Source organism: Streptomyces sp. NBC_00425 (genome assembly GCF_036030735.1).
GTDB lineage: Bacteria > Actinomycetota > Actinomycetes > Streptomycetales > Streptomycetaceae > Streptomyces.
In genome coordinates this window covers 8,900,617-8,922,701 of the sequence record NZ_CP107928.1, presented here as the reverse complement: position 1 = coordinate 8,922,701, position 22,085 = coordinate 8,900,617, and the positions used below count along the sequence as shown (strand labels likewise).

At 73.4% G+C, this 22,085-nt stretch carries 22 protein-coding genes; 8 read left to right on the top strand and 14 right to left on the bottom strand.

Annotation, left to right across the window (positions count from 1 at the left end; genetic code table 11):
• Positions 1-3 precede the first annotated feature (3 nt).
• Positions 4-516: a MarR family winged helix-turn-helix transcriptional regulator gene (locus tag OHS82_RS39355; RefSeq protein WP_079041461.1), complete on the bottom strand. Its 513-nt coding sequence runs from the start codon at positions 514-516 to the stop codon at positions 4-6.
• A gap of 227 nt (positions 517-743) precedes the next feature.
• Here OHS82_RS39355 and OHS82_RS39350 point away from each other — a divergent pair, with 227 nt between their 5' ends.
• Both OHS82_RS39350 and OHS82_RS39345 read left to right on the top strand, forming a co-directional pair.
• On the top strand, positions 744-2,120 hold the full coding sequence (locus tag OHS82_RS39350; protein ID WP_328435603.1) for an NAD(P)/FAD-dependent oxidoreductase: 1,377 nt from the start codon (positions 744-746) through the stop codon (positions 2,118-2,120).
• A gap of 28 nt (positions 2,121-2,148) precedes the next feature.
• Positions 2,149-4,395, top strand: a complete 2,247-nt coding sequence (locus tag OHS82_RS39345) for an FUSC family protein (RefSeq protein WP_057581787.1) — start codon at positions 2,149-2,151, stop codon at positions 4,393-4,395.
• 74 nt (positions 4,396-4,469) lie between these two features.
• Here OHS82_RS39345 and OHS82_RS39340 read toward each other — a convergent pair whose 3' ends face one another.
• The 5 genes from OHS82_RS39340 to OHS82_RS39320 all read right to left on the bottom strand — a co-directional run bounded on the left by OHS82_RS39340 (position 4,470) and on the right by OHS82_RS39320 (position 7,865).
• The gene (locus OHS82_RS39340) at positions 4,470-4,901 is read right to left on the bottom strand and encodes a hypothetical protein (RefSeq protein WP_057581786.1); all 432 of its coding nucleotides are present in this window, start codon (positions 4,899-4,901) and stop codon (positions 4,470-4,472) included.
• 28 nt (positions 4,902-4,929) lie between these two features.
• Positions 4,930-5,766, bottom strand: a complete 837-nt coding sequence (locus OHS82_RS39335) for a DUF1206 domain-containing protein (RefSeq protein ID WP_057581785.1) — start codon at positions 5,764-5,766, stop codon at positions 4,930-4,932.
• A gap of 230 nt (positions 5,767-5,996) precedes the next feature.
• Positions 5,997-6,278, bottom strand: coding sequence for a DUF5133 domain-containing protein (locus OHS82_RS39330; RefSeq protein ID WP_057581784.1), 282 nt, complete (start codon positions 6,276-6,278; stop codon positions 5,997-5,999).
• 66 nt (positions 6,279-6,344) lie between these two features.
• Complete coding sequence (locus OHS82_RS39325) at positions 6,345-7,199, bottom strand: SigB/SigF/SigG family RNA polymerase sigma factor (protein WP_057581783.1); 855 nt, start codon at positions 7,197-7,199, stop codon at positions 6,345-6,347.
• Positions 7,200-7,421: 222 nt separating this feature from the next.
• On the bottom strand, positions 7,422-7,865 hold the full coding sequence (locus tag OHS82_RS39320) for an ATP-binding protein (protein ID WP_107105304.1): 444 nt from the start codon (positions 7,863-7,865) through the stop codon (positions 7,422-7,424).
• Between the two features lie 384 nt (positions 7,866-8,249).
• Here OHS82_RS39320 and OHS82_RS39315 point away from each other — a divergent pair, with 384 nt between their 5' ends.
• A complete protein-coding gene (locus OHS82_RS39315; RefSeq protein WP_057581782.1) occupies positions 8,250-8,471 on the top strand; it encodes a hypothetical protein in 222 nt (73 codons plus the stop codon).
• Between the two features lie 331 nt (positions 8,472-8,802).
• Positions 8,803-9,258 carry a cyclic nucleotide-binding domain-containing protein gene (locus tag OHS82_RS39310; protein WP_057581781.1) on the top strand — a complete coding sequence of 152 codons (456 nt, stop codon included), beginning with the start codon at positions 8,803-8,805 and terminating at the stop codon, positions 9,256-9,258.
• A gap of 102 nt (positions 9,259-9,360) precedes the next feature.
• Here OHS82_RS39310 and OHS82_RS39305 read toward each other — a convergent pair whose 3' ends face one another.
• Together OHS82_RS39305 and OHS82_RS39300 are read right to left on the bottom strand one after the other, a co-directional pair.
• Positions 9,361-10,689, bottom strand: coding sequence for an MFS transporter (locus tag OHS82_RS39305; protein ID WP_107105303.1), 1,329 nt, complete (start codon positions 10,687-10,689; stop codon positions 9,361-9,363).
• A gap of 158 nt (positions 10,690-10,847) precedes the next feature.
• Positions 10,848-11,462, bottom strand: a complete 615-nt coding sequence (locus OHS82_RS39300) for a LysE/ArgO family amino acid transporter (protein WP_057581779.1) — start codon at positions 11,460-11,462, stop codon at positions 10,848-10,850.
• Positions 11,463-11,542: 80 nt separating this feature from the next.
• Between OHS82_RS39300 and OHS82_RS39295 the strand changes: the two genes are divergently transcribed.
• A complete protein-coding gene (locus OHS82_RS39295) occupies positions 11,543-12,511 on the top strand; it encodes a LysR family transcriptional regulator ArgP (RefSeq protein ID WP_079041455.1) in 969 nt (322 codons plus the stop codon).
• Positions 12,512-12,519: 8 nt separating this feature from the next.
• On the opposite strand, the gene OHS82_RS39290 is transcribed toward OHS82_RS39295, so the two are convergent.
• Positions 12,520-13,245: a TetR/AcrR family transcriptional regulator gene (locus OHS82_RS39290; protein ID WP_057581778.1), complete on the bottom strand. Its 726-nt coding sequence runs from the start codon at positions 13,243-13,245 to the stop codon at positions 12,520-12,522.
• Positions 13,246-13,407: 162 nt separating this feature from the next.
• Here OHS82_RS39290 and OHS82_RS39285 point away from each other — a divergent pair, with 162 nt between their 5' ends.
• Positions 13,408-14,625 carry a saccharopine dehydrogenase C-terminal domain-containing protein gene (locus tag OHS82_RS39285; RefSeq protein WP_057581777.1) on the top strand — a complete coding sequence of 406 codons (1,218 nt, stop codon included), beginning with the start codon at positions 13,408-13,410 and terminating at the stop codon, positions 14,623-14,625.
• Between the two features lie 103 nt (positions 14,626-14,728).
• Entirely contained in the window at positions 14,729-14,977 is a 249-nt protein-coding gene (locus tag OHS82_RS39280) for a WhiB family transcriptional regulator (RefSeq protein WP_057581776.1), read from the top strand.
• A 36-nt stretch (positions 14,978-15,013) separates the two neighbouring features.
• On the opposite strand, the gene OHS82_RS39275 is transcribed toward OHS82_RS39280, so the two are convergent.
• The 4 genes from OHS82_RS39275 to OHS82_RS39260 are packed head-to-tail and all read right to left on the bottom strand — an operon-like array spanning position 15,014 to position 19,823.
• Positions 15,014-16,849: a sensor histidine kinase gene (locus tag OHS82_RS39275; protein ID WP_328435602.1), complete on the bottom strand. Its 1,836-nt coding sequence runs from the start codon at positions 16,847-16,849 to the stop codon at positions 15,014-15,016.
• The gene (locus OHS82_RS39270) at positions 16,846-17,547 is read right to left on the bottom strand and encodes a response regulator transcription factor (RefSeq protein ID WP_057581774.1); all 702 of its coding nucleotides are present in this window, start codon (positions 17,545-17,547) and stop codon (positions 16,846-16,848) included. The genes OHS82_RS39275 and OHS82_RS39270 overlap by 4 nt, the downstream gene beginning before the upstream one ends.
• 18 nt (positions 17,548-17,565) lie before the next feature.
• Positions 17,566-18,345 carry a L,D-transpeptidase family protein gene (locus tag OHS82_RS39265; RefSeq protein ID WP_328435601.1) on the bottom strand — a complete coding sequence of 260 codons (780 nt, stop codon included), beginning with the start codon at positions 18,343-18,345 and terminating at the stop codon, positions 17,566-17,568.
• Between the two features lie 59 nt (positions 18,346-18,404).
• Positions 18,405-19,823, bottom strand: a complete 1,419-nt coding sequence (locus OHS82_RS39260; RefSeq protein WP_328435600.1) for a M1 family metallopeptidase — start codon at positions 19,821-19,823, stop codon at positions 18,405-18,407.
• A 150-nt stretch (positions 19,824-19,973) separates the two neighbouring features.
• Here OHS82_RS39260 and OHS82_RS39255 point away from each other — a divergent pair, with 150 nt between their 5' ends.
• A complete protein-coding gene (locus OHS82_RS39255; protein ID WP_057581772.1) occupies positions 19,974-20,333 on the top strand; it encodes a DUF488 domain-containing protein in 360 nt (119 codons plus the stop codon).
• 2 nt (positions 20,334-20,335) lie between these two features.
• Here OHS82_RS39255 and OHS82_RS39250 read toward each other — a convergent pair whose 3' ends face one another.
• Complete coding sequence (locus OHS82_RS39250; protein ID WP_057581771.1) at positions 20,336-22,009, bottom strand: FAD-binding dehydrogenase; 1,674 nt, start codon at positions 22,007-22,009, stop codon at positions 20,336-20,338.
• Positions 22,010-22,085 lie beyond the last annotated feature (76 nt).

Sequence of the window (22,085 nt, the reverse complement as noted above, 5' to 3'; positions counted from 1 at the left end):
CGGTCAGCAGTCGCCACCGGCGGGCCCCTGGCCGCAAGCCGGTGGCCCTGTCGCCGTGCGGGCCTGGTGGAAGGCGAACAGTCCGTGCTCCAGAGCGGCCCGCTGGGCCGGCGTCATGGCCTCGAACACCGAGGTGAGCCGCCGGACCCGGCGCTCGGCCACGTCCGCGAGGACGCGGTGGCCGTAGGCGGTCAGCACGAGCTGCACCTCACGCCGGTTGTGCGGCTGCACGGTCCGCTCGATGAGCCCCGCGACCTCCAGCCGGTCGCAGAGGCGGCTCGCGGTGGGCAGGCCGACGCCGAGGTGCTCGGCCAGCGCCGTCAGGTTCAGCTCCGGGCGGCCCCGGACCGTGCGCAGGGCGTGCAGCTGCCGGGCGGGCAGCCGGGGAGAGGCCTCCTCCGCCGCCGAGAGCCAGCAGGCGACCAGGCTCTCCACGGCGTCGGCGACCTGCCGTGCCTGCGTCCCGTTGTTCGTCCACCGTCCGTCGTCGGAGCCGTCCGCGTACCGCGCTGTCACTGCTCTCGGACCACCGGATTTGTCATGTACGTCGGCCTACCCTAAGCACCGGGGCGTACACAGGTCCATCGGGGGGTACGACGCTGACCTCAGGAGAAACGTTCGTCTGCATGCCTCGCCCGACTGGCGGAACCGGTCCGGGCGCGGTGGTATCGATGAGGTGCGAACGGCCCGGGGCGGGGCACGCGCATGACGTCGGGGCAGACCGCCTGGAGCCGCAGAAAGGGATGGACATCGTGACACGACCCAGGATCCTGGTGGTGGGCGCGGGCTTCGCGGGGGTGGGGTGCGTTCGGCGACTGGAACGCGAACTCTCCGCCGCGGAGGCCGACGTCACTCTGGTGACACCGTTCGCCTACCAGCTCTATCTGCCGCTGCTGCCGCAGGTCGCCTCCGGCGTGCTGACACCCCAGTCGATCGCCGTATCGCTGCGCCGCAGCAAGAAGTACCGCACCCGCATCATCCCGGGCGGCGCCATCGGCGTGGACCTCGCATCGAAGGTCTGCGTCATCCGCACCATCACGGACGAGATCGTGAACGAGCCGTACGACTACATCGTGCTGGCTCCCGGCAGCGTCACCCGCACCTTCGACATCCCCGGGCTGACCGACCACGCGTTCGGGATGAAGACCCTCGCGGAGGCCGCGTACATCCGCGACCACGTCATCACCCAGCTGGACCTCGCCGACGCCAGCAACGACCCCGCCGAGCGGGCCTCGCGGCTGCAGTTCGTGGTCGTCGGCGGCGGCTACGCCGGCACCGAGACGGCCGCCTGTCTGCAACTGCTCACCCACAACGCGGTCAAACGCTATCCGCGGCTGGACCCGAGCCTGATCAAGTGGCATCTCATCGACATCGCCCCGAAGCTGATGCCGGAACTCGGCGACAAACTGGGCCGCAGCGCCCAGGAGGTGCTGCGCAAGCGCGGCATCGACATCTCGCTCGGCGTCTCGATCGCCAAGGCGGGCCCGGAGGAGGTCACCTTCACCGACGGGAGGGTGATCCCGACGCGGACGCTCATCTGGACGGCGGGGGTCGTGGCGAGCCCGCTGATCGCGACGCTCGGCGCGGAGACGCAGCGCGGGCGGCTCGTGGTCGGGGCCGAGATGAACCTGCCCGGGAACGACGGGGTGTTCGCGCTCGGGGACGCCGCCGCCGTGCCCGACCGGGCCAAGGGCGAGGAGGGCGCGGTCTGCCCGCCCACCGCGCAGCACGCGATGCGGCAGGGCAAGGTGGTCGCCGACAACGTCATCGCCACGCTGCGCGGCCGTCCGATGCGGCCGTACGTGCACAGGGACCTCGGTCTGGTCGTCGACCTCGGCGGCACCGACGCCGTCTCCAAGCCGCTCGGCATCGAACTGCGGGGGCTGCCCGCGCAGGCCGTGGCGCGCGGTTACCACTGGTCGGCGCTGCGCACCGGCGTCGCCAAGGCGCGGGTCCTGACCAACTGGACGCTCAACGCGATCGCGGGGGACGATTTCGTGCGGACCGGATTCCAGGCGCGCCGGACCGCGAAACTGAAGGACTTCGAGTACACCGACAGTTATCTGACGCCCGAGCAGGTACGGGCGCGGGTCGAGGGGACCGGCCCGGAGAGCGCCTGACATCCGCACGGCAGGAGAGTACGACGGCGTGAGGGCTGCGGCACGGGCGTTCGGCGCACGGTGGCGGGATCGCGTCGCCGCGTCCGATCCCGGGCTGCTGCGTCTGGCGGCGGGGCTGCGGACGGTCGGCGCGATCGCCCTCGCGCTGGCCGTGCTCTCCGTGCTGGGCGCGGACGTCTCGCATCTGGTGGCGGGCGCCATCGCCTCGATGGTCGCCACCTTCGCCGTCCGGGAGAAGCAGCGCGGCCGGCAGGCCGTCACCCTGGTGCTGGGTCTGCCCGTGGCGCTCGCCTCGGTGTCGCTCGCGGCGCTGCTCAGCTCCCGGACGGTGGCCGGCGACTTCTTCTTCATCGCCCTGATCTTCTGCGCCGTCTACGGCCGCCGGTTCGGCGACCGGGGGACCGCGCTCGGCCTGATCGGCTTCCAGGTCTACTTCATGGCCCTGTTCGTCGGGGTCGGGATCTCGTCCCTGCCCGGCTATCTGGGGGTCGTTGCGCTGGCCTTCGCCTGCAGCGCGACGGCCCGGTTCCTGCTCGTGCCGCAGACCCCGTCCGGCATTCTGGAACGACTGCGGCAGGCCTTCCGGGCGCGGCTCGCCCAGCTCCTGGACGCCCAGCTGGACCTGCTGGACGCCGGCCAGGACGACGCGGAGAAGGCTCTCGGCCAGGTGCGCGAGGGCACCGCCCGGCTCCACGAGACGGCCATGATGATCCAGGGCCGGCTGGCGGAGGGCACGCCCGACGAGACGGTCGCCCGCCTGGTGCAGCGCCGGATCGCCGACGCCGAGATCGCCGCCGAGCGGCTGGGGCTGCTCCTGCTCACCGCCCGCAGCGCCGAGCGGGCCGACACCCTGACCCTGCACCTGCCCGGCGCGCCGCTCCCCGAGGCCACCCGGCTCCCGGTGCGGGACGAGGCTCTCGACACCCTCCGTCACGATCTGCGGGCGCTGCGGCTGCTGGTGCGGCATCCCGTCGAGGCGAGGTCGGGCACCGTGCTGTCGCAGATGCGCAACCGGCTGCTCGGCTACCGGGAGGAGGAGAACCTGCCGCAGGCGCCGCCTCCCGTGCAGGACGTCTTCCGGGGCCTCGGCGAGGCGGCGCGCGCGGTGCTGGGCCTGCGGATAGCGCTCGACGGGCCGCAGGACGAGTCCGGCGACAGCCCCGAGACGGCCCGCTCCCGCGAGGAGCTGGACGCGGAGGACGCGGCGATCGGCGGCGCCGAGGAGGACGAGGCCCCGGCGACCGAGGACACCGGGCTGCGGCGGCCGACCACCCGGGCCGCCGTGCAGGTCGCCGTCGGGTCCTCGCTGGCCATCCTCGGCGGCGAGCTGCTCTCCGCGCACCGCTGGTACTGGGCGGTGCTGACCTGCTGGATCGTGTTCATCAACACGTCCTCCACCGGGGAGATCCTGGTCAAGGGCTACCGGCGGCTGCTGGGCACCGTGCTCGGCGTGGTGGCCGGCATCGTGCTGGCGGGCCTGGTCGGCCACCACACGTGGACGGCGTTCGCGGTGGTGCTGCTGTGCGTGTTCGCGATGTTCTACACGGCGCCGCTGTCGTACACGCTGATGTCGTTCTTCGTGACCGCCGCGCTCGGTGTGCTCTACACGCTGCTGCACACCTACAGCCTGTCCGTCCTGGTGCTGCGGGTGGAGGAGACGGCGCTGGGCGCGGCCTGCGGGATCGTCGCGGCGGCGCTGGTGCTGCCGGTGCGCACGGACCGGCGGACCAACGAACTGCTGGCGACCGTGCTGGAACGGCTCAGGGGGGTCACCGAGGCCGCCGTGGAGCAGCTGAGCGGCGCTCCCCCGGTCGATCTGCTGGAGCAGGCCCGGGACCTGGACCAGGCGCTGGCCGACCTGCGGGCCGCCACCCAGCCCCTGACCCACCCGGTCACCCCGCTGCGGTCGCGGCGGGACACCGCCCGTTACGTCGTCGCGCTGCTGGAGACCTGTGCCTACCACGCCCGGTCCCTGGCGGCCACGGCGGAACTGCTGCCCACCCATCCGTCGATAGCGGCGGACCCGCGGCTGCGCCGGGCCGGTGCGCGCATCCTGCACAACATCGGCGCGATCGACGCGCGCGTCGCGGACGAGCGGAGCACGGCGGAGGTGCTGGCCGGGCCGAGCGTCGCCGCGCTGCTGAAGCCGGGCGTCCCGGGGACACCGCGCTACGGGCGGGTGACCGACCGGGTGCTGCGGCATCTCCAGCGCCTGGACGAGGCGGTGGTGGGCCTCGCCCGCCCGCTCGGGGCGCCGGTGGCGGAGCCGAAATGAGAGCGGGCCGCAGCGGACCCGGAGGCCGGAGGCGGCCGGGGCTTTCCGCGGGCGGCGGGGCCGCCCGGCGGGGCTCAGAAGTCGGTGGACATTCCGCTGGCCGCCGCGATGCCCCGCAGGGCCTCGGTGTCCTTCTGACGCTGCTGTATGCAGCCGGCGATCTCGGCGAGACGGGACGGGTCGGACGCGGTGACCGCGTCGGTGACCACCCGGACCGGGCCGGTTCCGTCCACCTGGATCTCCACCAGCTGGTTGTCCAGGCGGCCGGTGACCGCGGTGGCGATGACCAGAGCGGCCTCGTCGCGGATCTCCTGCGGCAGGTCCTGTGTCTCCTGCGGGTCGAGGGCGAAGTCGATGCTTTCGGGTCGCTGTTCGTCGAGGGCGCGCAGCGCCGGGGCGACGACCTCCAGCAGCAGCTGGTAGTCGTCGCTGTCCATGCGGACGCGCAGCAGGTCGAGATACATGTCCACGGGCCGTCCGTCGCGCGGGAACTCTGCTTCGTTCATTTGGTCCGTGTTCCCCGCCAGGCGGCCGTCAGACCTTGCGCCAGCGAGCCATGCAGAAAGAGAAGAGTCCGAAGAGGACGAGCCCGGCGGCGACGCAGGCCAGCAGGGCCGGCCCCGCGGGCGTGCCGGCGAAGGAGCGCAGGGTGTCGTCGAGCCCCTTGGCCTTGTCGGGCCGGTAGTCCACGGCGGCCCGGACGGCGAACGCCCCGGCGGCCGCGAACACCAGCCCGCGGGTCGCACCGCCGCCCACTCCGGTGACGTCCACCATGCGCCGTGCACCCGGGGACATCTCCCCCAGCCGCAGCTGCTTGTGGTAGGAGCGCATGACGGCGCGGGCCCCGATCCACAGGCCGGCGCCGACGATCCCGACGCCGGCCGCGCCGACGATCCACTGACCGCCGGGCAGGTCGAGCACCCGGGCGGTGACGTCGCGGGACTGTTCATCGCTGGAACCGCCCCCGTCGCCCGAACCGGCGGCGAACTCCAGCACGGAGTAGGCGACGAAGGAGTAGAAGGCGCACCGAACGAGCGCGGTCAGCCGCTTCTTGGCGCTGCGCCCGTCCTCGCCGGCCCCGCCGAAGACGGCCTCGGACAGCCGCCACAACGCCATGCCCACCAGTCCGACGCCCAATGCCCACAGCAGGACGGCACCGAAGGGCTTCTCCGCTATCTCGGCGAGGGCGCCGCGGCGGTCGGCCTCCTGTCCGCTCTCGCCGAAGGCGATCTGCAGGGCGATCACGCCCACCAGCAGATAGATCACACCGCGCGCGGCGAGTCCGGCCCGGGCCGCCCCCTTGGTCAGCGAACCCCGCGCCGCCCGCTCCGCCTCGACGCGCCCGTTGCGCGCCCACGCACTCGCATTCATCCCGGTCCTCCCCTGATCCTCCCCGAACTTCGCGAGATCCGACTGCCCCGGCTCGGGCCGTACACACCCGCCGGGCCGGCAGGGCCCCGGCTGCCCCGCAGCGGGACGGATGCACACACGGAAGGGCGCACAGACGGACGGCGCGCCGAAGAGCGGGCGCACAGAAGGGGCGCACACACAGACAGGCGCACCGCGGCCCCTGCCGTGGTGCGCCTGCCCGTCCCGGCCGCTCAGGCGTACACGCGTGGGCCGTCGTCGGTGTGGCGTCCGGCGGCGTCGGTGTGGCGTCCGGCGGCGTCGGTGTGGCGTCCGGCGGCGTCGGCGGCCGAGGCCGCGTCGAGCCACTGGCGCGCCGTCTCCAGTGCGTGGCGCGCGTCCCGGGTGCCGGTGGACACGCACAGGGTGTAGGCGAGGTCGCGGGCCTGCGGATGCCGGTCGCCCGCGCCGGACTCCCTCAACGCCTCGTACTCGTCGACGAGTTTGCGCAGAACGGCAGGATGGGGCATCAGCATGGGTCTCTTCTCTCCTTCGGTGGGGACCCGGCGGTGAAGGGGTGGACGTCGTACGGTGTCGTCAACTCAACGCAGCGCCTCCTGGCGCACCCGCTCGCAGCTGCGGCTGATGAGGCGGGAGACGTGCATCTGGGAGATGCCCAGCTGGTCGGCGATCCTGCTCTGCGTCATGTCCTCGAAGAAGCGCATGTAGAGGATGGCGCGTTCGCGTTCCGGCAGCCGCCGCAGACCCTCCTTGGCGGACTCGCGGTCCACCACGGTGTCGAAGGAGGAGTCGGCGGCGCCGAGCGTGTCGGCGAGGCTGTACCCGTCGTCGCCGGCCGGGAGCTCGGCGTCCAGCGAGAGCGTGCTGAAGCTCTCCAGGGCCTCCAGACCGGCCGCGACCTCGTCCTCGGTGAGGCCGGTGTGCGCGGCGATGTCGGCGACCGAGGGCTCGGGGGCGCCCGGAGCCTGGGCCAGTTCCCGGCGGGCGACGCGCACCTTGTTGCGCAGCTCCTGCACCCGGCGGGGCACGCGCAGCGCCCACATACGGTCACGGAAGTGGCGCTTGATCTCGCCGGTGATGGTGGGCACGGCGTAGCTCTCGAAGGCGCCGCGCTCGGGGTCGAAGCGGTCGACGGCCTTCACCAGGCCGAGGGCCGCCACCTGACGCAGATCCTCGGTCGCCTCCCCGCGGTCGCGGAACCGGCCCGCGATGCGGTGGGCCATGGGCAGCCACGCGGTGACGAGCTCGTCGCGCAGGGCGTCCCGTTCCGGCCCGTCCGCCAGTGCGGCGAGCCTGGCGAACCGGCTCGCCGTGTCGGGCGCGTCGTCGTGGGTGCGGCGCAGCTGGGCAGTGGTCTGCGCGGTGGGTCGGGAACTGGGCTGAGCAGGGGTGGAAGCCGTGACGTCGTGACGGCTTGTCGACATGTCGATAGGCATGCGGATTCGCTCCTGAACGGTCATTTCAGGGACAGACGACGAGAGGGCTCCTGCCACCCGGAGCGCACGGGGCGCCCCGGGGCGGACGTACCGCTCCCGACGGCGCGCCTCCGGTCCGAAGCACGAACCTCCGTCTGCCCTACCCCTGGGGGCGCAAACTCCGCTTGCCCGAAACCCGCTCACGGAAATTTCGGGGCATGCCCGGAAGGGCCGCCGCCCGGGTCAGAACACGGGCACGACGGCGGTGACGCGCTTGCCGCCGGAGGGGAGACCGGCCACCCGGACGTCGCGCGCCAGCCGGCAGACGATCGGCCAGCCACGTCCGCCCGCACGGTGCCGTCCCCGTTCGTCGTACGGATCGACGGCGACGGGCAGTCGGTCGCTGCGATCGCTGACGGAGACCCGCACGGCCCGGCCGTCCACGTCGACGTCGAATCCCGTCATGCCGCCCCCGTGGAGGATGGCGTTAGTGGAGAGCTCCGAGGCGACGAGCAGCGCGTCGGAGAGGCCCTCCTCGTCGTACGGGCGCCCGGTGGCCCCGCATCGGCCGGCCACCGCCCGCCGTACCGCGTTGCGGACGTCGGCAGGTCGGCACCGCTCGTGCTCCCCGCACCGGAACGGGTCGCCCGGCGTGTCCACGAAATCGGTGGAGTCGTTCGTACGCATCCCTTCGCTCCCCTGGCTGTTGCCGAGTGGTGGTGGTCGATGAGTGAGTTGTCGCGCCGGCTGCTCCGCCGACCCGTGGTCGTCGTGACGGCCGTCGGGCGCACGCCGTCGTCCTCGGCGCCGACTCGGCGGCCTCGCGGGCCGTGGAGCTCGCACGGTCGACGCCGGCCTCGCTCACGGCCCGGGCGGCCCGGGACCGTGCACCGCGGCCCGGCGTCTGCGGGCGACGGGCGACGCGCCGACGGTCCGGGTCCTGGAACGCCGGGTCCAGCCTGGGCCGGACCGCATCGCACGGTCGCCTTCTCTTCGGCTGGCCGCCCCGCCCGCGGCCAAACCTCCCGGACGGGGAGCAATCGTCTGCCCCGGCCGGGGTAGACGGCGTACATGATGGATGTCGTGGACTCGGACGAACTGCTGCGCCGCATCCAGCGGGCCAGGACCTGCGCACAGGAGGAGGTGCGGGCCTGGCGGGCCCGCGACGCGGATCTCACGGACGCCGACGCCGACGCGGCGCGCGACGCCCGCACACGGGGGATCGCCTACGAGGCCGTGCTCAGGGTGCTGGACGAAATCGTGACCCCGGGTCGTTCGGCCGAGGGTCGCTGACCCGGCCGGCGACGACCGGGCCGGCGCCCGGACTACGTCAAGTGAGGTCGCCCGGACGGCAGATGAGGTGAACAGGTCACGCAACCGGGTTTTTGGTGTGCCAAATACCCGGGAATGGTTTACGGTTCATACATACGTGGTGGTCGGGGTCGACTCACTTCTCCTCCGCACCCCACACCTGTACTGCCCTGGCTGGCTTCCCCCGTCCAGCCAGGGCTTTTCTCTGCCCGCACGCGGAAAGTCCCGTCCGCCGAGGTGCCCCGCGCGTCCCGAGCGGCTGAAATGGGATAAGGCAAGCACCCCAGTCGATCGCCGGCGAGAGGCCCGCGCCATGACCAGAGCGACCAAGCTGCTGACCGCCCTCCCCCCGCCCCAGCGCCAGCGCCTGATGACCCTCGCCCGCGAGGTCTCCTTCCCCGAGGACGCCCGGATCTTCGAGGCGGGGGGCACGGCCGACCGCTTCTGGATCCTGCGCTCCGGCGCGGTCTCGCTCGTCCAGCAGGTGACGTCGCTGCGCCGGGTGACCGTGGCCGGCCTCGGCTCCGGCGACCTGCTGGGATGGTCGTGGCTGTTTCCGCCGTACCGGTGGGACTTCGGCGCGGAGGCCTTCAGCCCCGTGCGCGCCTACGAGTTCGAGGCGCAGCCGGTGCTCAAGCTGTGCGAGGAGGACCCGGCGCTCGGCATGACGCTGGTGCGCATCGTGGCCGAGATCCTCGCGCACCGGCTGGAGATGACCCGGGGCAAGCTCATGGAACAGTACGGGACACACCGGCGCGGAGTGCTGTAACGCGTCCGGCCCTCAACCGGCGTCGCCGCGCCCTCGCCCGACCCACGCCCGGGCCTCCGGCGTCCGCCGCGCCCTCGCCCGACCCACGCCCGGGCCCCGGGGTCAGATGCGGTAGCGGCGCAGTGCGGGGACCGCGGCCGCCAGGCCCAGCATCGAAACGACGACCAGCAGTCCGCCGCCCGTCACGGCCGCGCGGGGCCCGAAGGCGGCCCCCGCCGTGCCGTGCAGGACGTCCGCCAGGCGCGGGCCGCCCGCCACCACCACCGTGAACACGCCCTGCATACGGCCGCGCATCTCGTCGGTGGCCGCCGACAGCAGGATCGCCCCGCGGAACACCATGGAGACCATGTCGGCGACACCGGCACAGGCCAGGAACAGCACGGCGAGCCACAGACTGCCGCTGAGCCCGAAGCCGGCGATCGCCGCTCCCCACGCGACCACCGCCCCGACGACCATCCAGCCGTGCCGTCGCGCACGGGAGAACGTGCCGGACAGCAGTCCGCCCGCCACCGCTCCGATGGGGATCGCCGCGAACAGCAGGCCGAGGGCGAGGCCCTCGCCGTAGGGGGCGAAGGTCTCGGCGGCGAGCTGCGGGAACAGGGCGCGGGGCATGCCGAAGACCATGGCGATGACGTCGGCGAGGAAGGACAGCAACAGCACCTTGTGCCGGGCGATGTAGCGGAAACCCTCCGCGATCTCCCGGATCCCCGCGCGCCGGACCGTCGCGGTCGCCGTCGGCGGCAGCGCGGGCAGGCGGACCACGGCCCACAGGGTGAAGCAGAGCGCGACGGCGTCGAGGAGGTACAGCTCCGGCAGGCCGATGACGGGGATCAGGGCACCGGCGAGCAGCGGGCCCGCGACCAGACCGGTCTGCATGACGGTCGAGCCGAGGGCGTTGGCGGCGGCCAGTTCGCCGGCCGGGACCAGCCGGGCGATGGAGGCGTTGCGAGCCGGCGCGTTCAGACCGAAGAACGCCTGCTGGGCGGCGAGCAGCACCATCAGCACGGCCACCGACCCGAGTCCCGCCGCCGCCTGGAGCCAGAACAGCACCGACGTGACGGCGATGCCGCTGTTGGTGACCAGCAGCAGCTTGCGCCGGTCGACGGTGTCGGCGACCGCACCGCCCCACAGGGCGAACAGCACCATCGGCGCCAGTCCGGCCAGGCTCGCGTAACCGACCCAGGCGGAGGAGCCGGTGAGGTCGTAGATCTGCTTGGGGACGGCGACGGCGGTGAGCTGACTGCCCACCGCCGTGACGATGGTGGAGGACCACAGCCGCCGGTAGGCCGGGCGGCGCAGCGGCCGCGTGTCCATCGCCCAGCGTCGCCAGCCGCGCCGGGGACGCCCCGGTGGGCTCGGGTCGGCCTCCTCTGCCTCGGGTGCGGTGCTGCTGTCGCTCGTGTCCACTCGAATCCTGGTTGCTCGATACATCTTTCTGGTCCGGGGCCACTATCCCAGTACGCGCCGGAGTCCCGCCGCCCTTTGGACGGACGATCTCAGCAAGCGGACGCCGCTCCTCGCCCGCCGCCCACGATCCGCGCCCCTCGGCCGGCCGGCGCGGGACCGCCCGGGCCCGGGTTCCGCACGACTCAGGCCCCCACGACGAGCGTCACGCCGAGGACGATCATCGTGGCGGCGACCAGGCCGTCCAGGACGCGCCAGGCCGAGGGCCGGGACAGGAAACGGCCGAGCAGCCGGGCCCCGAAGCCCAGCGCGGCGAACCAGCACACGCTGGCGAGCGCGGCGCCGAGGCCGAAGGTCCAGCGCAGCGGCCCGCGGTCGGCGGCGACGGAACCGAGCAGGAACACGGTGTCGAGGTAGACGTGCGGGTTGAGCCAGGTCATCGCGAGACAGGTGAGGACCGCACGCCGGCGGGAGCCCACCGGGTCGCCCCCGGTCACCAGCGCGCCCGACGGCCGGAACACCCGCCGGGCCGCCAGCGCCCCGTACCCGAGCAGGAACAGGCCGCCGATCCAGGCGACCGCGGTGAGCGCGCCCGGCCAGGCCGTCACCAGCGCGCCCACCCCGCCCACGCCGAGCGCGATGAGCAGGGCGTCCGAGAGGGCGCAGATCCCGACGACGGCGAGGACCGCCTCCCGTCGGATCCCCTGGCGCAGGACGAAGGCGTTCTGGGCGCCGATGGCGACGATGAGCGAGAGACCGGTGCCGAACCCGGCGGTCGCGGCGGCGAGGGCGTGGGACATGCCGTCCACGCTAGGGAAGCGATCACCGCGCGTACAGCTAAAGATTCTTACGTATCATTAGCCCTCGTGATGACGACGTGATGACGGACCTGCCCCTCGACCAGGTACGGACGCTGCTCGCCGTGGTGGACGAGGGCACCTTCGACGCGGCCGCCGCCGCGCTGCACGTGACGCCGTCGGCGGTCAGTCAGCGGGTGAAGGCCCTGGAGCAGCGCACGGGCCGGGTGCTGCTGCTGCGCACCAAGCCGGTGCGGGCGACGGAGTCCGGGGAGATCGTCGTGCGGTTCGCCCGCCAGCTGGCCCGGCTTGAGCGCGACACGCGGTCCGAGCTGGGCATGAGCGCAGAGGGCGAGCCCACCCGGGTGACGGTCGCGGTGAACGCCGACTCCCTCGCCACCTGGTTCCTGCCCGCCCTGGCCCGGGTGCCGCAGGAACCGCCGCTCTGTTTCGAACTGCACCGCGAGGACGAGACGCGGACGGCGGAACTGCTGCGCGAGGGGCTGGTGATGGCGGCGGTGACCTCGTCGCCCGACGCGGTGACGGGCTGCTCCGTGCGCGCGCTGGGCACGATGCGCTACCTGGCCGCCGCGAGCCCCGAGTTCGCGGCCCGTCATCTCGCCGACGGCCCGCTGCGCGAGACCCTCCCCCGGGCGCCCGTGATGACGCTGGACCGCAGCGACGACCTCCAGGACGCCTTCGTACGCGGCCTGCGCCGCGGGGCGGGCGGCGCGAGCACCCTGCGCCACGCCGTGCCGACCTCGGAGGGCTTCGTGAGCTCGGTCGTCGCGGGCTTCGGCTGGGGCATGGTCCCCGAGGCGCAGGCGCAAGCGCCGCTGCGGGCCGGCCGGCTGCTCTCCCTCGCCCCGCGCCGGCCCCTGGACGTCCCCCTGTACTGGCAGCAGTGGCGGCTCGACTCGCCCGCGCTGGCCGCGGTCGCGGACGCGGTGGCGGCGACGGCGGCCGAGGCCCTGCACCCTCCACGCCGGGACGCACCGCAGCGCCAGGACCTCCCCGCGGCGGATGATGCGGAGACCTGCGACCCGACCTGATCGGGCCTTCAGGGTGCGGGGGGACGGTTCTCGCGCAGGGCCGCCAGTCGGGTCTGCGCGCTGTCCAGCAGCATCTCCAGTGCCGTCGGGTAGGCGCTCGTCACCATGCGGGTCGACAGCAACGCGGCCGCCTCGGCGATCCGCGGGTGGGTCTCGGCGGGCAGACGGGCGTAGGTCGAGCGCCACATGCCGTCGTCGGCGCGCTGCGCGGCCCGCGGCAGCGCCAGGGCCGCGGCGTCCAGGGCGGCGAAGGCCAGGGTCTGGTCGATGAAGGCGTGGTAGATCCGCACGGTCTCCGGCAGCGGGAAGCCGGCCGTGCGCAGCACGTCCAACACGGCCTCGTCGGCGGCGAGTTCGTTGGGCCGGCCGGTCACCCGGCCGGCGGTGAGCTGGGCGGCCTGCGGATGCGCGACATAGGCCGCGTGGATGCGCACGCCGACGGCGTGCAGGTCGGCCCGCCACTTTCCCGTCGGCCGCCAGCCGCGCAGCGCCTCGCCGATGAGGGCGTCGCCGATGGCCAGGGTGAGTTCGTCCATGCCCCGGAAGTAGCGGTAGAGGGTGCTGGGGTCGCAGTCGAGGGCGAGGCCGAGTCGGCGGGCGGTGAGTCCGGCGCTGCCGTGCTCGCGCAGCAGCCGCAGCGCCGCCTCGACGATCAGCCGCTCGGACAGCACGGTGCCGCTCCTGGTGGGCCGGCGCCTGCGTCGCTTCTCCTCGGGCACGACCTGCTTGGCCATACGTCCCGCACGCTCCCTCCGGCCTGTCGCCGTCGTGCCCTCGAGTCCGGGCCCCATCCTTATGCCAACGCCATTGACCTTACGCGAGCCCCGGGCGTTGTATCGGTGCCGGGCCCCGCTTCGCACACGTCGTTGTCAGGTTGAGCCGAGGGAGTTCTTCTCATGCGTGTCCTGCTCGTTGGCGCCGGCGGTGTGGGCACCGCCGTCACCCGCATCGCCGCCCGCCGTCCGTTCTTCGAGGTGATGGTGGTCGCCGACTACGACCCCGCCCGCGCCGCGGCCGCCGTCGCCGCTCTGGACGGCGACGCGCGGTTCGTCGCCGAGCGGATCGACGCCGCCGACGAGGCGGCCGTGGCCGCCCTGCTCGCCCGTCACCGCTGCGACGTCCTGCTGAACGCCACGGACCCGCGGTTCGTGATGCCGCTCTTCGGCGCGGCGCGCACGGCCGGCGCCACCTATGTCGACATGGCGATGTCGCTGTCCCGCCCGCACCCGGAACGGCCGCACCAGGAGTGCGGCGTCAAGCTCGGCGACGCGCAGTTCGCCGAGGCCGACGACTGGGCCGCCGCCGGCGCCCTGGCGCTGGTCGGCATGGGCGTCGAGCCGGGCCTCTCGGACGTCTTCGCCCGGTACGCGGCCGACGAGCTCTTCGACGAGATCGAGGAGATCGGCATCCGCGACGGCGCGAACCTCACCGTCGACGGTTACGACTTCGCCCCCTCCTTCAGCATCTGGACCACGATCGAGGAGTGCCTGAACCCGCCGGTCGTCTACGAGGCCGACCGCGGCTGGTTCACCACCGCGCCCTTCAGCGAGCCCGAGGTGTTCGACTTCCCCGAGGGCATCGGGCCGGTGGAGTGCGTCAACGTGGAGCATGAGGAGGTGCTGCTCGTACCGCGCTGGGTGAAGGCGGACCGGGTCACCTTCAAGTACGGCCTCGGCGCGGAGTTCGTCGAGACGCTCAGGACGCTGCACCGCCTGGGACTGGACGGCACCACGCCGGTGACGGTGCCGAGCGCGCAGGGACCGGTTCGCGTCTCGCCCCGGGACGTGGTCGCCGCCTGTCTGCCCGATCCGGCGACGCTGGGCGAGCGCATGCACGGCAAGACCTGCGCGGGCACCTGGGTGCGCGGCGTCAAGGACGGGGCGCCCCGCGAGGTGTACCTGTACCACGTGGTCGACAACCAGTGGTCGATGGCGGAGTACGGCAGCCAGGCCGTGGTGTGGCAGACGGCGGTCAACCCGGTCGTCGCCCTCGAACTGCTCGCGACGGGCGCCTGGTCGGGGGCGGGCGTCCTCGGACCCGAGGCGTTCCCGGCCCGCCCGTTCCTCGACCTGCTGACGGAGTACGGCTCGCCCTGGGGGCTGCGGGAACAGTGAACGCCTTTCGGGGCGCGGCCTGTTTCACTTCCGTCTCGCCGGTGACCCGAACGTGAGCAACCCATCCGGCAGAACACAGACGACGAGATCGCAGGTGACTTCGATGGACGACTGGCGACAGCACGCCGCGTGCCGCCGCGAGGACCCGGACCTCTTCTTCCCGATCGGCACCTCGGGCCCGGCACTGATGCAGGAGGAGCAGGCGAAGGCGGTCTGCCGGCGCTGCCCCGTGCAGGAGGCGTGCCTGGAGTGGGCCATGGAGACCGATCAGACGCTCGGGGTGTGGGGCGGCACGAGCGAGACGGAACGCCGCGCCCTCAAGCGGCGCATCAAGGCACGGCGCAGTTCGTGACCGTGAACGCGGTCCGGGCGGCCGGGCCTTGACGCCTCAGCCGTCTCCCGGCGGCGGCGCGGCGGGCAGCCGCAGGGTGAAGACGCTGCCCTCGCCGGGAGTGCTGGCCGCTTCGACCGTGCCCCCGTGGGCGTCCGTCAGCTGGCGGACGATCGGCAGACCCAGCCCGCTGCCGCCGGTGCGCCGGCTCCGCGACTTCTCCGCCCGCCAGAACCGCTCGAAGACGTGCGGCAGATCCCCGGGGGCGATGCCCGTGCCGGTGTCGGCGACCTTCAGCACGACCCGGTCGCCGTCCCCGCGGGCGGTCAGAGTGACCGTGCCGTCCGCCGGGGTGTGGCGCACGGCGTTGGCCACGAGGTTGCCGAGGACCTGCCGCAGCCGCACCGGGTCGGCGTCCAGCCAGACGGCGTCCTCGGTGTCGGTACGCAGAGTCACCCCGGCGGTGTCGGCGGCCACCCGGTGCGCGGCGGCGACCTGGGCGAGCAGATCGTCGGCGGCCACCGGTTCACGGTGCAGCAGAAGGGTGCCGGCGTCGGCGGCGGCGAGGTCGCGCAGGTCGTCGATGACCCGCTGCAGGACCAGCGCCTCCTCGTGCAGCGCACCGAGCAGCTCGGCGTCGGGTTCGACGAGACCGTCGCGGGTGACCTCCAGCCAGCCCCGGATGTTGGTGAGCGGGCTGCGCAGTTCGTGGGCGACGTCCGCGACGAAGGCCTTGCGCTGCGCCTCCAGCCGTTGCCTGCGTTCGGTCAGGTCGTTGAACGCCTCCGCGAGGATGCCGGTCTCGTCCCGCGTCGTGACGGGAACCCTGGCGTGCCGGTCCGGGGGCTGCTGCGCGGCCTCCGTCAGGGCCCGCAGGGGGCGGACGAGACGGGTGGCGACGAGGGCGCTCACCGCGACGGTGACGGCCAGCACCAGCCCGGCCACGCCGACGACCTTCGCCTTGTTGGCCCGTGACATGTCCCAGCGGGGCTGCGCGCCGGTGTTCCCGCCGCCCAAGAACAGTTCGGCGACCGGGGCCACGTACGGGTCGAGCTGAACCCGGCGGCCTTCCTCGATGCAGGTCTGCGCCGCCCGCATCGCCTTGGCGCCGCGCGCCTTGCCGAACACGGGCCCGGGGGTCGCGTCCCGGCCGAGGGCGCCGGGCCCGCCGAGGCCGAGGAACAACGGCGTCCCGGGATCGAGGCCCGCGCGGGTCAGGCAGCCGGCCGCGAGCCCCTGGAGCGCGGTCAGCGCCTTCTCCTCGGTGGGCATCGGGGTGTTGAGCCGCCCGTCCGCGCATTCGTCGGGCACATAGCCGGACGAGGTCGTGCCGTCCGCGTCCTCGACCACCGGGCGGCCGCTCGGGGTCCGGGTCACGGTCGTCTCCATGCCGTACCGGGCGAAGCACGCCTGCCGGTCGTGGGCGGCCGAGTCGAGCTCGTGGCGTTCCCCGGGGGTGAGCCGATAGGGGCCCACCACCCGCGGATCGGTGCCGCTGAGCTGGGCGCCGCGCTCGGTGTACGTGTCGGTGCGCAGCGGGTCGACGGTGGCGGCGGCGCGCGGCGGCAGCGACGTGCCCCGCGGCGCCGAGTCGGCGAGGGGGGTGCGGTCGGTCGTGGTGAGGGCGATGCGTCTGCCGGTGACCGCGGACAGCTCACGCACCGCGTCCTGGACGCCGGTCCACTCGGGGTGCGTGGCCGCGTAGCCGCTGAGCCGGGCGAGGATGTCCATGTCGTCGGCGAGCGCCTGGCCCTGTTCCTCCCGCAGCGCGCGGGTGGTGGTGGTCACCGCCAGCCAGGCGGTCGCGGCCACCGAGCACACGGCGATGAGGACGGATGCGCTCAGCAGCCGGACGAGCAGCCGTTTGCGCAGCGGTATCCGGGCGCGGTTCACGGCCGGCCGCCGCTCAGCTTGTAGCCGACGCCGAACACGGTGAGCAGCCGCACGGGCTTGCGCGGGTCGGCCTCGATCTTGCGGCGCAGGTTCATGATGTGCACGTCGACGGCCCGTTCGGTGGAGGAGCGGTCGAAGCCGCGGGTGCACTGGAGCAACTGCCTCCGGGAGAAGACACGTTCGGGTTCGGAGGCCATCGCCAGCAGGATCTGGAACTCGGCCGGTGTGCAGTCCACCGGCTCGCCCTCGCAGCGCACCTCGTGCCGCTCCGGGTCGACGGCGAGCCCCGCGGCCCGCACGACGGGCCCGTCCCGCCGGTCGGCGCCGGCCCGGCCGCTGCGCCGCAGGACGGTGCGGATGCGGGCCATCAGCTCGCGTGGGCTGTACGGCTTGGTCATGTAGTCGTCGGCGCCGAGTTCGAGGCCGAGCAGGAGGTCGTCCTCGGCGGCGCGGGCGGTCAGCATCAGCACCGGGATGTCGTCGTCGCCCTGCCGCAGCACCCGGCACACCCCGAACCCGTCGACGAGCGGCAGCATGAGGTCGAGGACGACGAGGTCCGGCCGGTCCCGCCGCACCGCCTCCAGCGCGGCGGAGCCGTCGTGCACGACGGTGGCGGTGTGGCCCTCGGCGAGCAGCGAGCGGCGGATGAGCTCGGCCTGCATCGTGTCGTCCTCGGCCACCAGTACATGAGCGCACACGCGACTGCTCCCTCGTCCTCAGCGGGCCAGAGAGGCATGGTCGCCCATGACGGTCACGGGGTGCAGGGCGGGGTCGAGGGCGCGCAGCAGTTCCTTCATGTGGCGCTCGGCGACGCTCACGCATCCGTGGGTGGGGCCGCCGTGGTCGACGTGGAGCCAGATCCCGCCGCCGCGGCCCGCGCCGAGCGGGCGGGTCCAGTCGAGCGGGGAGACGCCGGGCGTGCGGTTGTAGTCGATGGCGACCACGTAGTCGAACGAGCCCTCCAGCGACTCGCCCTCGAATCCGGTGCCCGGCGAGCGAAAACCCCTCCCGTGGTCGTAGGGGAGTTTCGTGCCCGGGTCGGGCAGCAGGCCGCCGGCGTCGGTGAGGCCGTAGACGCCGATGGGCGAGCGCAGGTCGCCACCCGTGTGGTGGTCGCTCCAGCCGCGCAGGGCGTTGTGCGCGGGCCAGCGCTCGCCGGCCTGCCAGCCGGTCGCGGTGCGCCGGTAGAGGACGACGGTGGAGAGCGGGGAGTTCTTCCCGGCGCCGGTCACCACGACCGCCTGCCGTGCGTCGCCCGGCACCTGGGACCAGGTCCTCGGCCCCAGGCCCGGTATCCGCTGCGGCACGGTCGGGGCGGCGGACGCGGGTGCGGGGGCGCCCGGCGCGGCGCTCACCGCGGCGGGGGCGGCGGGCGCGCCGTGGGCCCCGGCTCCGTCGGAGGACGCGGTGCCGCCGCATCCCGTGAGCAGCAGGGACGCGGCGAGCAGCACGGCACGGGGGCGGGGCAGGGGCCGACGGCGCGGGATGGCGATCATGGGTCGACTCTCGCCGACAGGTGTGTGGAACTCGTCAGGTTGCGGGTCCTGTTCGCCGGCTACGGCCTTGCGGGCTTGCCGTCGCCGTACAGCCAGGTCCGGAACAGAGGGCCGAGTTTTCTGCCGGACGTCCGTTCCGCGAGGCGTTCGAACTGGGCGGTGGTGCCGTTGCCGTTGCGGTGTGCGGCCGCCCAGGCACGCAGGATGCGGAAGAAGGCACGGTCTCCGACCGTGCTGCGCAGCACGTGCAGGGTCATGGCGCCGCGGGCGTAGACCGGGGTGCCGAAGATGTTCGCGCCACTGCCGGGGTCGCCGGGCGGGAACGCCCACAGTCCGTCGGTCGCCGGGAGGGCGTACAGGTCGTCGAAGGCCTTCTGGGCGCTGTCGCCGCCGTGCTGCTCGGCGTAGAGCCACTCGGCGTAGGTGGCGAAGCCCTCGTTGAGCCAGATGTCCTTCCAGGAGGTGAGGGAGACGGAGTCGCCGTACCACTGGTGGGCGCTCTCGTGGACGAGGGTGCTCAGGGAGGGCGCCCGGTCGTACACCGGCCGGGTCTGGGTCTCCAGGGCGTAGCCGACGTTCGGGGCGTGGTCGACGATCGCCCCGGCGGCGCGGAACGGGTAGGGCCCGAACAGCCGGCTCTCCCACTCCAGCACGGAGGGCAGTTTCTTCAGCACCGGCGCGGCGGCCGCGGCCTCGCGCGGGTCGACGGCGTTGTAGACCTCGAGTCCGTCGCGGGTGGTGTACTGCTCGACCTGGAACTTCCCGACGGTCGCGGTGGCGAGGTAGGCGGCCATGGGCTCCTTCTGCCGCCAGCGGTAGGTGGTCGTGCCGTGCGTGGTGCGCCGGCCGACCAGGACGCCGTTGGCGACGGCGGCGCGGCCGGCGGGGACGGTGATGGCGAAGTCGTAGGAGGACTTGTCGAGAGGGTGGTTGTTCGCCGGGAACCAGGTCATGGCGCCCTGCGGCTCGCCGGCGACGAAGGCGCCGTCGTCGGTGGGGATCCAGCCGTCCAGGGACCCGTCGGGGTCGGTGACCGGGCCGGGGGTGCCTTTGTAGGTGACGGTGATCTGGAAGCGCTCGCCCTTGCGCAGCGCGCGCTTGGGGGTGACGACGAGTTCCTGGCCCCGGCGCCGGTGAGCGGCCTTGACGTGCTCGACCGTCAGGCCGGTGACGTTCAGCCCCTGGAAGTCGAGGTCGAAGCGGGTCAGGCGCTGGGTGGCGCGGGCGGTGAGGACCGCCTTGCCGTCGAGGTGGCGGCTGCCGGGGTCGTAACGGAGGGTCAGGTCGTAGTGGGCCACGTGATAGCCGCCGTTGCCGGCGAGCGGGAAGTAGGGGTCGCCGACGCCGGCCGTGCCCGTCGGGCCGGCCGCCGCGGCGGGGCCGGCCGCCGCGAGCAGCGCGGCCACGGCGACGGGGACGGTGGCGGCGACGGCTTCGCGGCGCAGCAGGGCGGTGGTGCGTCTGCGGGGGTGTGTCACGTGCGCTCCTGGGGGGTGGCCTGTGATCAAACGTCCTCAGACTAGGACCGGACGCCGCGGTGTTCCCCCTCATTCAGGTCAAGCCGAGCGGCGCCCCAGGACGCCCCGGGCCTACGATCGACACGATCCGCCGACCCGAGGACGGCCGCCATGAAGGTCCGCGTACGTCGCGTCTACGACCCGCCCGAGCCGCAGGACGGTGTGCGGGTGCTGGTCGACCGGTTGTGGCCGCGCGGGGTGTCCAAGGAGGCGGCGCGCGTCGACGAGTGGCCCAAGGGCCTCACGCCGTCCACGGAACTGCGCCGCTGGTACCACGCGGGCGAGGGCTCCCACGAGGAGTTCGCCCGCCGGTACGAGGCGGAGCTCACCGCGCCCGAGGCGTCTGAACTCCTCGATCATGTACGCGAGTTGGCGACGAAGGGGCCGGTGACGCTGCTGACCTCCGCGAAATCCCCCGAGCAGAGCCACACGGCGGTGCTGGTCCGCCTGCTGACGGCGGACCAGCCCTGAGGTCAGCCGGTCTGCTTCGCCGCCGCCCGCCCGGCCGCCCGCCCGGAGAAGAGGCAGCCGCCGAGGAAGGTGCCTTCGAGAGCGTTGTAGCCGTGGACGCCGCCGCCGCCGAAGCCGGCCACCTCCCCCGCCGCGTAGAGGCCCTCGACCGGCTGACCGTCGGCGCCCAGGGCGCGTGAGTCGAGGTCGGTCTGGATGCCGCCGAGCGTCTTGCGGGTGAGGACGTGCAGCTTGACGGCGATCAGCGGCCCGGCCTCGGGGTCGAGGACGCGGTGCGGGGTGGCGACGCGGCCGAGCCGGTCGCCGATGTAGCGGCGGGCGTTGCGGATGCCCTGGACCTGGGCGTCCTTGCTGTACGGGTTGGCCATCTGCAGGTCACGCGCCTCGATCTGCCGGCGCAGTCCGTCCACGTCGAGCAGCGGCTTCCCGGTGAGGGCGTTCATCTTGCCGACGAGCTCGTCGAGGGTGTCGGCGATCACGAAGTCCGCGCCGTGGTCGAGGAACGCCTGCACCGGCGCCGGGGCGCCCTTGCCGAGCAGCCGGTCGCGCAGCACGGCCCGGCGGTCCTTGGCGGTGATGTCGGGGTTCTGCTCGGAGCCCGACAGCGCGAACTCCTTCTCGACGATCCTGCGGGTGAGGATGAACCAGGAGTGGTCGTGGCCGGCGATGTCCTCGGTCGTGCGCAGGTACTTGAGCGTGCCGAGGGTGTCGTAGCCGGGCAGGCACGGGTCGGGCAGCCGACGGCCGAGGGCGTCGAACCACAGGGAGGACGGACCGGGCAGGATGCGGATGCCGTGGCCGGGCCAGATGGGGTCCCAGTTCTGGATGCCCTCGGTGTAGTGCCACATGCGGTCGCGGTTGACCAGCCGGACGCCGGCCTCGGCGCTGATGTCGAGCATCCGGCCGTCGACGTAGGCGGGCACGCCGGTCACCATCTCGGCGGGGGGCGTGCCGAGCCGCTCGGGCCAGTAGCGCCGCACGATGTCGTGGTCGGCGCCGATGCCACCGCTGGTGACGACCACGGCCCGGGCGGTCAGCTCGAAGTCGCCGATCGGGTCGCGGCCGGAGGCGACTCCGCGCGCGGAGTCGTCGGGGGCGAGGACCGTGCCGCGTACGCCGCGGGCGGCGCCGTCCTCCATGACCAGTTCGTCCACGCGGTGACGGTGGTGGAAGGTCAGCAGTCCGTCCCGGGCGGCCTGCTTGGCATGGCGGACGAACGGATCGACGACGCCGGTGCCGGTCCCCCACGCGACGTGGAAGCGGGGCACGGAGTTGCCGTGCCCGTCGGCCCGCAGATCGCCGCGTTCGGCCCAGCCGACGGTCGGCACGAAGGAGATCCCGTGCCCGGCGAGCCAGCTGCGCTTCTCCCCCGCCGCCCACTCCACGTAGGCGCGCGCCCAGCGCACCGCCCAGGAGTCCTCGTCCTCGGTCCGGTCGAACTGCGCGCTGCCCTGCCAGTCGCTCCAGGCCAGGTCGAAGGAGTCCTTGATGCCGAGGCGGCGCTGTTCCGGAGAGTCGACGAGGAAGAGCCCGCCGAAGGACCAGAACGCCTGGCCGCCGAGGTTGGCGGCGTTCTCCTGGTCGACCAGGGCGACCCGCCGGCCTCTGCTGGTGAGTTCGTGCGCCGCGACCAGGCCGGCGAGGCCCGCTCCGACGACGATGACGTCCGCGTCCATGGCGACCGTTTGCCCTTCTGTCCGAGTCTCTCTGAGACTGTCTGAGATCGTCTTGGTCTGTCTGAGGTGGGTGCGC

Coding starts and splice junctions, on each gene's coding strand:
- OHS82_RS39350 (WP_328435603.1), top strand. CDS start 744: ATGGACATCGTGACACGACCCAGGATCCTGGTGGTGGGCGCGGGCTTC.
- OHS82_RS39340 (WP_057581786.1), bottom strand. CDS start 4,901: ATGAACGAAGCAGAGTTCCCGCGCGACGGACGGCCCGTGGACATGTAT.
- OHS82_RS39335 (WP_057581785.1), bottom strand. CDS start 5,766: ATGAATGCGAGTGCGTGGGCGCGCAACGGGCGCGTCGAGGCGGAGCGG.
- OHS82_RS39330 (WP_057581784.1), bottom strand. CDS start 6,278: ATGCTGATGCCCCATCCTGCCGTTCTGCGCAAACTCGTCGACGAGTAC.
- OHS82_RS39325 (WP_057581783.1), bottom strand. CDS start 7,199: ATGCCTATCGACATGTCGACAAGCCGTCACGACGTCACGGCTTCCACC.
- OHS82_RS39320 (WP_107105304.1), bottom strand. CDS start 7,865: ATGCGTACGAACGACTCCACCGATTTCGTGGACACGCCGGGCGACCCG.
- OHS82_RS39315 (WP_057581782.1), top strand. CDS start 8,250: ATGATGGATGTCGTGGACTCGGACGAACTGCTGCGCCGCATCCAGCGG.
- OHS82_RS39310 (WP_057581781.1), top strand. CDS start 8,803: ATGACCAGAGCGACCAAGCTGCTGACCGCCCTCCCCCCGCCCCAGCGC.
- OHS82_RS39305 (WP_107105303.1), bottom strand. CDS start 10,689: ATGTATCGAGCAACCAGGATTCGAGTGGACACGAGCGACAGCAGCACC.
- OHS82_RS39300 (WP_057581779.1), bottom strand. CDS start 11,462: ATGTCCCACGCCCTCGCCGCCGCGACCGCCGGGTTCGGCACCGGTCTC.
- OHS82_RS39295 (WP_079041455.1), top strand. CDS start 11,543: ATGACGGACCTGCCCCTCGACCAGGTACGGACGCTGCTCGCCGTGGTG.
- OHS82_RS39290 (WP_057581778.1), bottom strand. CDS start 13,245: ATGGCCAAGCAGGTCGTGCCCGAGGAGAAGCGACGCAGGCGCCGGCCC.
- OHS82_RS39285 (WP_057581777.1), top strand. CDS start 13,408: ATGCGTGTCCTGCTCGTTGGCGCCGGCGGTGTGGGCACCGCCGTCACC.
- OHS82_RS39280 (WP_057581776.1), top strand. CDS start 14,729: ATGGACGACTGGCGACAGCACGCCGCGTGCCGCCGCGAGGACCCGGAC.
- OHS82_RS39265 (WP_328435601.1), bottom strand. CDS start 18,345: ATGATCGCCATCCCGCGCCGTCGGCCCCTGCCCCGCCCCCGTGCCGTG.
- OHS82_RS39255 (WP_057581772.1), top strand. CDS start 19,974: ATGAAGGTCCGCGTACGTCGCGTCTACGACCCGCCCGAGCCGCAGGAC.
- OHS82_RS39250 (WP_057581771.1), bottom strand. CDS start 22,009: ATGGACGCGGACGTCATCGTCGTCGGAGCGGGCCTCGCCGGCCTGGTC.